The organism is Halorubrum xinjiangense (assembly GCF_900102375.1).
GTDB classification, from domain to species: Archaea; Halobacteriota; Halobacteria; order Halobacteriales; family Haloferacaceae; genus Halorubrum; species Halorubrum xinjiangense.
The window spans coordinates 140,832-152,548 of sequence record NZ_FNBO01000009.1; the positions used below are offsets into that span (position 1 = coordinate 140,832).

The 11,717-nt window shown below is 62.4% G+C and carries 6 protein-coding genes, 1 tRNA gene and 3 rRNA genes; 7 read left to right on the plus strand and 3 right to left on the minus strand.

The genetic code is table 11. From position 1 onward, the window contains the following. Positions 1 to 90 precede the first annotated feature (90 nt). Complete coding sequence (locus tag F3H13_RS11410; protein WP_149799152.1) at positions 91 to 333, minus strand: ferredoxin; 243 nt, start codon at positions 331 to 333, stop codon at positions 91 to 93. 557 nt (positions 334 to 890) lie between these two features. On the opposite strand from F3H13_RS11410, the gene F3H13_RS11415 reads away from it, so the two are divergent. Together F3H13_RS11415 and F3H13_RS11420 are read left to right on the plus strand one after the other, a co-directional pair. Further along, entirely contained in the window at positions 891 to 1,145 is a 255-nt protein-coding gene (locus tag F3H13_RS11415; RefSeq protein ID WP_149799153.1) for a hypothetical protein, read from the plus strand. Positions 1,146 to 1,250: 105 nt separating this feature from the next. Further along, a complete protein-coding gene (locus F3H13_RS11420; RefSeq protein ID WP_149799154.1) occupies positions 1,251 to 3,941 on the plus strand; it encodes a valine--tRNA ligase in 2,691 nt (896 codons plus the stop codon). A 30-nt stretch (positions 3,942 to 3,971) separates the two neighbouring features. Here the strand turns inward: F3H13_RS11420 and F3H13_RS11425 are convergent, their stop codons facing one another. Together F3H13_RS11425 and F3H13_RS11430 are read right to left on the minus strand one after the other, a co-directional pair. Further along, complete coding sequence (locus tag F3H13_RS11425) at positions 3,972 to 5,027, minus strand: quinone-dependent dihydroorotate dehydrogenase (RefSeq protein ID WP_149799155.1); 1,056 nt, start codon at positions 5,025 to 5,027, stop codon at positions 3,972 to 3,974. A 97-nt stretch (positions 5,028 to 5,124) separates the two neighbouring features. Next, positions 5,125 to 5,328: a hypothetical protein gene (locus tag F3H13_RS11430; protein WP_049931938.1), complete on the minus strand. Its 204-nt coding sequence runs from the start codon at positions 5,326 to 5,328 to the stop codon at positions 5,125 to 5,127. A 342-nt stretch (positions 5,329 to 5,670) separates the two neighbouring features. Here F3H13_RS11430 and F3H13_RS11435 point away from each other — a divergent pair, with 342 nt between their 5' ends. The 5 genes from F3H13_RS11435 (at position 5,671) to rrf (ending at position 11,680) form a co-directional block, all read left to right on the plus strand. Beyond that, a complete protein-coding gene (locus F3H13_RS11435) occupies positions 5,671 to 6,000 on the plus strand; it encodes a non-histone chromosomal MC1 family protein (protein ID WP_149799156.1) in 330 nt (109 codons plus the stop codon). 513 nt (positions 6,001 to 6,513) lie between these two features. Continuing rightward, positions 6,514 to 7,983 (plus strand): 16S ribosomal RNA (locus F3H13_RS11440). Positions 7,984 to 8,146: 163 nt separating this feature from the next. Then, positions 8,147 to 8,218: transfer RNA gene (locus F3H13_RS11445), tRNA-Ala, on the plus strand. 271 nt (positions 8,219 to 8,489) lie between these two features. After that, positions 8,490 to 11,401, plus strand: a 23S ribosomal RNA gene (locus tag F3H13_RS11450). 157 nt (positions 11,402 to 11,558) lie between these two features. Next, positions 11,559 to 11,680, plus strand: a 5S ribosomal RNA gene (gene rrf / locus F3H13_RS11455). Together the 16S, 23S and 5S rRNA genes with 1 tRNA gene alongside form the textbook arrangement of a ribosomal RNA operon. Positions 11,681 to 11,717 lie beyond the last annotated feature (37 nt).

The following is an 11,717-nucleotide window of genomic DNA, read 5'->3' on the forward strand; positions in this document are numbered from 1 at the left end:
CCCGCCTCCCGGCCGGGGCTTCGGTGGCGTTCGCCCGGGTCGATACACCAGCTCTGATTTATAAGCAACCAATCGAGCGACCGGATCCGCTCACACCACCTGTTCGCCGTCGTCGTCGTACACCTCGATGGCGTCGACCGGGCAGACCCGGGCCGCGAACTTCGCGTCGAACTCCTCGCCGTCGGGCACCTCGACGACGAACAGGTCCTCCTTCTCCTCGCTGCTCCCGTTCAAATCGGCCTTCCCGTCGTTCAGGTTCTTCTCGAAGGCGTCCCACTCGGCGACGCACTGGTACATCCCGACGCAGGTGTCGCGGTCAAACTCGACGTACATAGCACCTGGTTAGACGAGACGGTACAAAGCCATGGCGACGAGAGGTGTGAGATTCCAGCGACTCCGAAACCGGATCGGCAGTGACCTCCTCCAAAGCCCCAGCCACGAGGGCGACGCACGCTCGCTGCGCGCTTCACTCGCTCGCGGTGCTCGCTCTTTCCAGTGCTTACGTCGTCATCAGAACGCCTCGCGTTCTGATTGGCTCACGAGAGCTCTGCTCTCGTGAACGCCTGCGTCGCCCTCGCGACTGCCCCTTTGAGTCCCACCCCGACCGCACAGCACCGCCGGAAGACGGTCCTGCTCGCTCACTGCGTTCGCTGCGCGGGCTGCGACTTCCGTGCTCCCGCTCGCGTTGCTCGCGGGACCGCAGCCTCACGCCTCCCCAGCCTCGTCGCTGGCGCCGCGGGCGCCAGCGACTCCCTCGCGCGTGCGACTCACAGCCTGACGGCTGTTCGTCGGCACGCGCCACCGCGATCGCTCTCCGAAATCGATCTCTGCCGTCAGTTTCCCACAGCGCGACCGTCCTTTTTAAGCGTCGCAGGCACCCATCGCCGCGTATGACCACGGTCTGGCTCGTCGACCGACAGTTCGACTCGAAGGGACTCGTGCGGCTCACCTACGCCACGGAGGACGGCGAGCGGATGCACACGAAAGAGCTGGCCGAACAGCGGCTCGTCACGGGCGACGGGATCACCGCCGGCCGGGAGGTCGAAGAGAACGCGCTGGGCGAGAGTCCGGCAGACGAGGTTGAGCGGTTCGCGTCCGAGGCGTCGAAGATGGCGGCCGAACACGACCTCGACGACACGGTATAACGCCTCTCGACGACACGGTCTGACGGCCGCTGGCCGCGCCCTCGCACCGCGTCGCCCCGCACAACCGAGGCCGTTAAGGGGGAACCGGCGGAACGTGTGACCGAAATGCCCAGTGGTGAGTACGACCCCGACGCCGTCGAGCCGCGCTGGCAGCGGCGCTGGGTCGACGAGGAGACGTACGCCTACGACGCCGACGACCCGGTCGATCCGAACACCGTCTTCTCCATCGACACGCCCCCGCCGACGGTATCGGGGAGCCTCCACATGGGCCACCTGTACGGGTTCACCCTCCAGGACTTCGTCGCGCGCTTCGAGCGCATGAACGGCGGGGAGACGTTCTTCCCGTTCGGCTACGACGACAACGGCATCGCCTCCGAGCGCCTGACGGAAGACGAGCTCGACATCCGCCACCAGGAGTTCGAGCGCCGGGAGTTCCAGGCGAAGTGCCGCGAGGTCTGTGCCAACTACGAGGAGCAGTTCACCGAGAACGTCCAGTCGCTCGGCGTCTCCGTCGACTGGAACCACACGTACCAGACGATCGAGCCGCGCGTCCAGCGCGTCTCGCAGCTGTCGTTCGTCGACCTCTACGAGCAGGGCCGTGAGTACCGCGAGAAGGCCCCCGCAATCTGGTGTCCCGAGTGCGAGACCGCCATCTCGCAGGTCGAGACCGAAGACGACGAGCAGGCCAGCCACTTCAACGATATCGCCTTCACCGTCGCCGGGAGCGGCGGTGACGGCGGCGACCCCGAAGAGTTCGTCATCTCGACGACGCGCCCCGAGCTCCTCCCGGCCTGTGTCGCCGTCTTCGTCCACCCGGACGACGACGAGAACCAGCCCCTCGTCGGCGAGTCCGCCGAGGTCCCGCTGTTTGGCCACGAGGTGCCGATCATCGCGGACGAGCGCGTCGACATGGAGACGGGCTCCGGGGTCGTGATGTGCTGTACGTTCGGCGACCAGAACGACATCGAGTGGTACCAGGTCCACGACCTGGACCTCCGGGTCGCCATCGACGAGTCCGGGCACATGACCGACGTCGCGGAGACGTACGAGGGGCTCCACGCCGACGAGGCCGGCGAGGCCATCGTCGAGGACCTCGACGAGGCGGGCGCACTCTTAGACCGCCGCGACATCACCCACACCGTCAACGTCCACGAGCGCTGCGGGACGAGCGTCGAGTTCCTCGTCACCGAGCAGTGGTACATCGAGATGCTCGACAAGACGGACGAGTACCTCGAGGTCGGCCGGGAGATGGAGTGGTCGCCCGAGAAGATGTTCACCCGGTACGAACACTGGGTCGAGGGGCTCCAGTGGGACTGGCTCATCTCCCGGCAGCGCTCCTCCGGCATCCCGTTCCCGGTGTGGTACTGCGAGGACTGCGGCGAGGAGATCATCGCCGAGAAGGCCGACCTGCCCGTCGACCCCCTCTCCGACGACCCGCCGGTCGACGCCTGCCCCGAGTGCGGCCACGACGCGTTCGAGCCCGAGGACGACGTGCTCGACACGTGGGCGACGTCCAGCCTAACCCCCCTTATCAACGCCGGCTGGGACTGGGACGAGACGGCCGAGGAGTTCACGATGGAGCACCCGGAGCTGTACCGGTTCGACCTCCGACCGCAGGGCCACGACATCATCAGCTTCTGGCTGTTCCACACGCTCGTCAAGTGTTACGAGCACACCGGCGAGGTCCCGTTCGAGGAGACGATGATCAACGGGCACGTCCTCGACGAGAACCGAGAGAAGATGTCGAAGTCCGTCGGCAACGTCGTCGAGCCCGAGGCGGTCCTCGAGGAGTTCCCGGTCGACGCCACGCGCTACTGGGCGGCCGGCACCGCCGTCGGCGACGACTTCCCGTTCAAGGAGAAGGACCTCCGCGCGGGCGAGAAGCTGATCCGGAAGCTGTGGAACGCCTCGAAGCTCGTCGAGTCGCTCGCGCCGGAGCCGTTCCCGGCCGAGCCCGAGGGCGGCCTCCGCGAGCTCGACCGCTGGCTCCTCGCCGAACTCGACGCCGAAATCGAGCGGCTCACCGAGCTCCTCGACGACCGGGCGTTCTCGAAGGCGCGCGACGAGCTCCGGAGCTTCTTCTGGAACACGTTCTGTGACGACTACCTCGAGATCGCGAAACAGCGCGAGGACGACGCGGCCGCGTACACCCTCCGGACCGCGCATCGCCGGTTCCTGAAGCTGTTCGCGCCCCTCCTCGCGCACGTGACCGAGGAGCTGTGGCACGATATGTACGCGGACGCCGTGCCCGACGCGACTGCCGGCGCTTCCGAGGCCGAGGGGACCGCCCTCGCCGACGGCGCGAGCGAGTCGATCCACCTCGCCGACTGGCCCGAACCGCTCGGGGTCGAGGCCGACCGCGACGCCGGGACCGCCGCGACCGCCGTCGTCGGCGCCCTCCGGAAGTACAAAAGCGAAAACCAGCTCCCGCTCACCGCCGCGCTCGACGCGGTGGAGGTGTACGCCGACGTGCGCGGCTTCGAGGACGACATCACCGGCGTGATGCACGTCGACGACCTCGCGGTCCACCCCGACGGCGACGCGCCCGTCGAGACGGTGATCACGGGTATCGACCTCGATTACGCCACCGTCGGCCCGAAATACGGCGACCAGGTCGGCGACATCGAGGCCGCCATCGCCCAAGAGGAGTACGAGCTCGACGGCGACGAACTCCGCGTCGCGGACGTCACGCTCGTGGGCGACGAGTTCGCGGTCGAAGAGGAACGGCAGTATCAGGGCGAGGGCGAGCTGCTTCAGGCGGACGACGTCGTCGTCATCGTCCGCAACGACGCGTAGGTCGTTTCTTCTTCCCGATTTCCGACTCTGTCACAGGTCCGCGCCGACCGCCTCGTCGACCGAGTCGAACCCGTCGCGTTCGAGCAGTTCGAGGAGCCCCCCGTTGACGTCGCGCGCGAGCCCCGGCCCCTCGTAAACCAGTCCCGTGTACAGCTGGACCAGCGAGGCGCCCGCCCGTATCTTCTCGTAGGCGCCCGCGGCGTCGGAGATTCCGCCCACACCGATCACCGGGACGTCCGTGCGCTCCGCGACGAAGCGTACCCGCTCCGTCGAGAGCGATTCGATCGGCTTCCCCGAGAGGCCGCCCCGTTCGGCTCTGTTGTGGCTCCGCAGCGAGTCTGGGCGCGACGTGGTCGTGTTGGTCGCGATGACGCCGTCGAGGTCGAGGTCGTCGACGACCCCGAGCGCGTCTTCGACCGCCGGCTCCGGGAGGTCCGGGGAAAGCTTCACCAGCAGCGGGTCGGCGCCGGCGTCGGCAAGCGTCCCGAGGATGCGCTCCAAGGCGTCGCGGTTCTGGAGCTCGCGGAGGCCCGGCGTGTTGGGGCTGGAGACGTTGACGACGAAGTAGTCGCCCGCGTCCGCGACGCGCTCGTACGTGTACAGGTAGTCGTCCGGCGCCTCGTCCAGCGGCGTCGACTTCGATTTCCCGATGTTGATCCCGACCGGCACGTCGGGCAGGGGGTCGCGATCGAGGCGCTCGCCCACCCTGTCTGCCCCTTCGTTGTTGAACCCCATCCGGTTGACGAGCGCTTCGTCCTCCCGCAGTCGGAACAGTCGCGGGCGCGAGTTCCCGGGCTGTCGCTCGGCGGTGACGCCGCCGACCTCGACGTGACCGAATCCGAGCGACGCCAGCGCTCGCGGCACGTGCGCGTTCTTGTCGAACCCGGCGGCGACGCCCACGGGGTTCGGGAACGCCGACCCGAACGCGTCGACCGCGAGGCGCTCGTCGTCGACGGCGTAGCGATCGGCGAGCACCGAGCCGACCGGGGTCCCCTGAACGCCGTCGAGCAGTCGATGAATCAGTCCGTGTGCGGTCTCCGGCGGCAGTCGAAACAGCGCCGGTTTCAACAGGTCGTACGCGCCCATCGTCTGGACCTCGTCACGAGCGACAATCAATCCGCCGACCGCGGTGCGCGTCGCGGTCGCTCGCGGGAATCGCTTCGGTGGAACCCGGCGGTCCGTTTCAGAAGTCGTGTTCGAGCTGTTCCGGGTTGGCGTCAGCCTTCTGGATAATTATCTTCCCGTCTCGGACCCGGACGAACACCTCGTCGCCGATCTCCATGCCGGCGACGGCGAGCTCGTCTTCGTGGAGGTTCACGTGGACGTTGTGATACTCCCCCTCGTCGTCCTTAGCGCCACTGGGGCTGAGCTTCTTTTTACGGACCATCGCGGGTGTACTTGTCGCACTTCGCCATAGCAGACACATAAGTGTTGTTTACGCGCATTCGTCCTCCGGTGAGTCGCGCGTATGCGCGTCGCGTCGAGGAAATCGGTAGCGGCCGATCCGCGAGTGACTGGCGGGCAGAACTCTTCCTCGCGAACCCGAATCGACGTGTCGCGCGAGCTGAACGATCACGCGAATCGCCGAGGATCGGCGGCTTCGCTCTCGCTATCGACCTCAAACCGCCAGCCGCCGTCGAGGTAGTATATAAAAATTGTGCCGTACAGCTTTCATTTCCCCGATATATTTATTACACACTGTGTGCTGGTGTCACACGGAGGCAAAACCATGGTACGTGAAGACGGTAAGCGAAACTTTGCCCTTCGGGAAGAAGACGGATCGGAACCGAGTGAGTTCTCGGGCAACATGCCGCGTCAGGCGGCCCTCAAGGCGGCTCGAACCCTCGAACCGGCGCCCTCGGAAGAGGAGGCGGATCGAACGACACTCCGTCTCCGCGAAAAGGGGACCCAGAAAGTCCACGAGTACGAGGGGTGGGCCTGGAAAGACAGCGCCCCCGAAGTCGACGAGGCGGACGACAACTTCTGGCTCAACGATCTCGACGACATCACCAAGGCCAACGTCTCGAAGCAGGGCATCGAGTACCTCGACGAAGAGTAGCTCCTCGGACGCTCCGATCCAGATCTCTCGTTTTCACCCTTGCTCGGCCGAGAGGCTTCAGGGTTGATCACCCTGTCGCGACAGAGCTACCGTCCCGGACAGACTCGTCTCCGCTTCGCTCCGATACGGTCAGTTGTCTCGTTTCTCTCGGCATGAAATCGCATGACGTGGCGCAGATGGTTCGACGGGGTTAAGTACAACCCGGGCATTCGAAGAAATGCGAAGAACGCATCGCGGACTCGGGCCGTTCAACTCGGCCCGGTTTCGCTGGACCCGTACCGTTCCGATGGGTTTATGACCCGTCGTCCGGTACGTTCAGGTCCGCGAAGGATGAGGATCACGCCCCCTGCGCTCCGGCGTAAGCGGTGATCTGATGTGAGCCGTGGTCGTTCGGTGCCATCCAAGCCGTTGGGTGCCCGGACACCACACAGACCAATGCAATGGTGTGTCAACAGCATCGTTGACACCCGCCAACACCCCCTTCAGGCCGGGAATCAGGCCTGAAGGATATTCATTCCGGTTGATCCTGCCGGAGGCCATTGCTATTGGGATCCGATTTAGCCATGCTAGTCGCACGAGTTCAGACTCGTGGCGAATAGCTCAGTAACACGTGGCCAAACTACCCTTCGGAACACAATACCCTCGGGAAACTGAGGCTAATAGTGTATACCATACCACCACTGGAATGAGTGGTATGCCAAACGCTCCGGCGCCGAAGGATGTGGCTGCGGCCGATTAGGTAGACGGTGGGGTAACGGCCCACCGTGCCAATAATCGGTACGGGTCATGAGAGTGAGAACCCGGAGACGGAATCTGAGACAAGATTCCGGGCCCTACGGGGCGCAGCAGGCGCGAAACCTTTACACTGCACGACAGTGCGATAGGGGGATCCCAAGTGCACAGGCATAGCGCCTGTGCTTTTCGGTACCGTAAGGTGGTACCAGAATAAGGGCTGGGCAAGACCGGTGCCAGCCGCCGCGGTAATACCGGCAGCCCAAGTGATGGCCGATCTTATTGGGCCTAAAGCGTCCGTAGCTGGCCGCGCAAGTCCATCGGGAAATCCACCTGCTCAACAGGTGGGCGCCCGGTAGAAACTGCGTGGCTTGGGACCGGAAGGCGCGACGGGTACGTCCGGGGTAGGAGTGAAATCCCGTAATCCTGGACGGACCGCCGATGGCGAAAGCACGTCGCGAGAACGGATCCGACAGTGAGGGACGAAAGCCAGGGTCTCGAACCGGATTAGATACCCGGGTAGTCCTGGCCGTAAACAATGCCTGCTAGGTGTGGCTCCCACTACGAGTGGGTGCTGTGCCGTAGGGAAGCCGCTAAGCAGGCCGCCTGGGAAGTACGTCCGCAAGGATGAAACTTAAAGGAATTGGCGGGGGAGCACTACAACCGGAGGAGCCTGCGGTTTAATTGGACTCAACGCCGGACATCTCACCAGCATCGACTGTAATAATGACGACCAGGTTGATGACCTTGTCCGAGTTTCAGAGAGGAGGTGCATGGCCGCCGTCAGCTCGTACCGTGAGGCGTCCTGTTAAGTCAGGCAACGAGCGAGACCCGCATCCTTACTTGCCAGCAGTACCGCGAGGTAGCTGGGGACAGTAGGGAGACCGCCGTGGCTAACACGGAGGAAGGAACGGGCAACGGTAGGTCAGTATGCCCCGAATGTGCTGGGCAACACGCGGGCTACAATGGTCAGGACAAAGGGTTCCTACTCCGAAAGGAGACGGTAATCTCAGAAACCTGATCGTAGTTCGGATTGTGGGCTGCAACTCGCCCACATGAAGCTGGATTCGGTAGTAATCGCGTGTCACAAGCGCGCGGTGAATACGTCCCTGCTCCTTGCACACACCGCCCGTCAAAGCACCCGAGTGAGGTCCGGATGAGGCGTACCTCGTACGTCGAATCTGGGCTTCGCAAGGGGGCTTAAGTCGTAACAAGGTAGCCGTAGGGGAATCTGCGGCTGGATCACCTCCACCGACCCGAGACCTCCCTTTGGGAGGCTCACCTTACGACCGTCACCACGACGGTCACTACTCATTCGCATTGGACTGTGTCGTCCGCCACCCACCGGCTTGGACACTTTAGAACGACCACGGCTCACACACATCACACACCAGACCTTCCCGCTAGGGAAGGTGGGCTCATAGCTCAGCGGTAGAGTGCCTCCCTTGCAAGGAGGATGCCCTGGGTTCGAATCCCAGTGAGTCCATGTCCGTTCGGACCGAATCCGTCCCCTTAAGTGGGAGACGCGACTCGGTTCGAACACGACGACCGATGCACCATCCCGGGAAACCGCGGATGGGAAGGGTTCGACGAACGCCCCGTCACACCCGGGGCGATTCAATGACAACCGTGTATACGTGCGATCCAGACGTCCACTGAACTCATCCGAGTTCGTGGAACGTCAGTGAACCATATACAGTCGGGTGACACTATGTCACTTGACACCGTCAGCACTCTCTTCGGAGAGTTGGCTGACACACTACTGGCTACTGTGCCAGCTGGTGAATGGCTCGGCTCGAGAGCCGACGACGGACGTGCCAAGCTGCGAAAAGCTCGTGGGACCCGCATGGAGGGAAAGAACACGAGATCTCCCAATCGGAATCCGTTCAACAATTGCCACGCGCAATAGGGAACGCCCTGAATTGAAACATCTCAGTAAGGGCAGGAAAAGAACGCAAACGCGATGTCGTCAGTAACCGCGAGTAAACGCGACACAGCCCAAACCGAAGGTCTTCGGACCAATGTGGTGTTCGGGTTGACAATCAAAACGCGACACTCTCTCAGAAGTCTCCTGGAACGGAGCGTGAAACAGGGTGACAACCCCGTATGAGAGAACAGTACCGTTGGCGTCAAATCCAGAGTAGCAGGGGTCGGATATCCTCTGTGAACATCTCAGGCATCCCCTGAGAAGGCTAAACACTCCTCGAGACCGATAGCGAACAAGTAGCGTGAGCGAACGCTGAAAAGCACCCCGAAAAGGGCGGTGCAATAGGGCCTGAAATCAGCTGGCGATCGAGCGACAGGGCGTACAAGGCGTCTCTCAAAACGACCGAGAAGCGATTCTCTAGTAGGAAGAGAGACGAGCCGGCGTCGTGTCGTGCGTTTTGAAAAACGACCCAGGGAGTGCACTTGATTGGCGAGTCTAACCCGTGAACCGGGGAAGGCGCAGGGAAACCGATACGGCCGCAGCATTGCGAGGGCCACCGTGTTCAAGCGCGGGGAGTCAATTGGGTGCGACCCGAAACCAGGCGATCTACGCGCGAGCAAGGTGAAGCGTGGCGAAAGCCACGTGGAGGCCTGTTAGAGTTGGTATTCTACAATATCCTCTCGTGACTCGTGTGTAGGGGTGAAAGGCCCATCGAGCCTGGCAACAGCTGGTTCCAACCGAAACATGTCGAAGCATGACCTCTTCCGAGGTAGCCCGCGGGGTAGAGCTACCGATTGGATGACCCGCCTCCGAGAGGAGTCGGCCATCCTGTCGAACTCCAAACCCGCAGGCGCCGCAGACGAAGGGAGTCCGGTGCGCGGGGTAAGCCTGTGTACCGTGAGGGGAACAACCCAGAGCCGGGTTAAGGTCCCAAAGTGTAGATTAAGTGCGATTCGAAGGTGGTCTCAAGCCCTAAACAGCCGGGAGGTGAGCTTAGAAGCAGCTACCCGCTAAGAAAAGCGTAACAGCTTACCGGCCGAGGTTTGAGGCGCCCAAAATGATCGGGGCTCAAATCTACCACCGAGACCTGGCCGTGCCCGTGAAAGGGCAACCGCGTAGGTTGGCGTACTGGTCGGACGGAAGCCCGGGCGAGAGCTCGTGTGGACCGTCCAGTAACGACAATCCTGGTCACAGTAGCAGCGATAGTCGGGTGAGAACCTCGACGGCCTGAAGAGCAAGGGTTCCTCGGCACTGCCGTTCAGCCGAGGGTTAGCCGGTCCTAAGGTGTACCACAACTTGACTACACCGACGGGAAGCTGGTTAATATTCCAGCGCCATTATGCAGTAAACGCCGACGCCGTGTGGAACGCTGAGCCGGGCACTCGCCCGGTCAAATCGTGGAAACTCGTGGACGCCGTCACGGCACGAAGCGAGCGAAACGCGAAATAGCGAAAGTCAGCCGTACATAGGGCCCGTGAAAAGGCAAGCATGATGTCCGTACCGAGATCCGACACAGGTGCTCTGCCAGCGCAAGGCAAGGCCTGTCGGGAGAACCGACGTTAGGGAATTCGGCAAGTTAGTCCCGTACCTTCGGAAGAAGGGATGCCTGCTCTCGACGGAGCAGGTCGCAGTGACTCGGGCGCTCCGACTGTCTAGTAACAACACAGGTGACCGCAAATCCGCAAGGACTCGTACGGTCACTGAATCCTGCCCAGTGCGGGTATCTGAACACCTCGTACAAGAGGACGAAGGACCCGTCAACGGCGGGGGTAACTATGACCCTCTTAAGGTAGCGTAGTACCTTGCCGCTTCAGTAGCGGCTTGCATGAATGGATAAACGAGAGCGCCACTGTCCCAACGTTGGACCCGGTGAACTGTACGTTCCAGTGCGGAGTCTGGAGACCCCCAAGGGGAAGCGAAGACCCTATAGAGCTTTACTGCAGGCTGTCGCTGAGACGTGGTCGCCGATGTGCAGCATAGGTAGGAGTCGTTACACAGGTACGTGCGCCAGCACGCCACCGAGACAGCATTGAAATACTACCCGTCGGTGACTGCGACTCTCACTCCGGGAGGAGTACACCGGTAGCCGGGCAGTTTGACTGGGGCGGTACGCGCTCGAAAAGATATCGAGCGCGCCCGAAGATCATCTCAGCCGGGTCGGGAATCCGGCGAAGAGCGCAAGAGCAAAAGATGGTCTGACAGTGTTCTTCCCAACGAGGAACGCTGACGCGAAAGCGTGGTCTAGCGAACCTACGAGGTTCCGGAATGGGACCCGTAGATGACAGAAAAGCTACCTTAGGGATAACAGAGTCGTCACTCGCAAGAGCACATATCGACCGAGTGGCTTGCTACCTCGATGTCGGTTCCCTCCATCCTGCCCGTGCAGACGCGGGCAAGGGTGAGGTTGTTCGCCTATTAAAGGAGGTCGTGAGCTGGGTTTAGACCGTCGTGAGACAGGTCGGCTGCTATCTATTGGGGGTGTGAGGTACCTGACGTGAACGAACGTATAGTACGAGAGGAACTACGTTTGGTCGCCACTGGTGTATCGGTTGTCCGAGAGGGCAGATGCCGAGTAGCCACGCGACACGGGGTAAGAGCTGAACGCATCTAAGCTCGAAACCCACATGGAAAAGAGGTACCACAGAGGTCACTCGTAGAAGACGAGTTCGATAGACTCGGGGTGTACGCACCGAGGCAACGAGGTGTTAAGCCCACGAGCACTAACAGACCGAGCCACATTCATTGGCGCTGACGCGCCACGACTCGCATGAGTTCAGGCGGTATCTGGATCGCACGATTTACACGGTTGGTATCGAACCAGACCGACACAGGCATCTCGCTTCGTCCGTCACGAGTGACGGTTCGAAGAGAGTCTCGGTTCGACTCCGAGAGTCGGCGTAAAGGCGGCCAGAGCGGTGGGGGAACACCCGTACCCATTCCGAACACGGAAGTTAAGCCCACCAGCGTATCGTGAAGTACTGGAGTGAGCGATCCTCTGGGAACCACGAGTCGCCGCCTGCCCACTCATACGGGAGCCAACTCCCATCCAGCCCACGGA

What these genes read in the sequence shown, in the direction of transcription:
- F3H13_RS11410 (WP_149799152.1), bottom strand. Translation starts at nt 333, where the DNA reads ATGTACGTCGAGTTTGACCGCGACACCTGCGTCGGGATGTACCAGTGC.
- F3H13_RS11415 (WP_149799153.1), top strand. Translation starts at nt 891, where the DNA reads ATGACCACGGTCTGGCTCGTCGACCGACAGTTCGACTCGAAGGGACTC.
- F3H13_RS11420 (WP_149799154.1), top strand. Translation starts at nt 1,251, where the DNA reads ATGCCCAGTGGTGAGTACGACCCCGACGCCGTCGAGCCGCGCTGGCAG.
- F3H13_RS11425 (WP_149799155.1), bottom strand. Translation starts at nt 5,027, where the DNA reads ATGGGCGCGTACGACCTGTTGAAACCGGCGCTGTTTCGACTGCCGCCG.
- F3H13_RS11430 (WP_049931938.1), bottom strand. Translation starts at nt 5,328, where the DNA reads ATGGTCCGTAAAAAGAAGCTCAGCCCCAGTGGCGCTAAGGACGACGAG.
- F3H13_RS11435 (WP_149799156.1), top strand. Translation starts at nt 5,671, where the DNA reads ATGGTACGTGAAGACGGTAAGCGAAACTTTGCCCTTCGGGAAGAAGAC.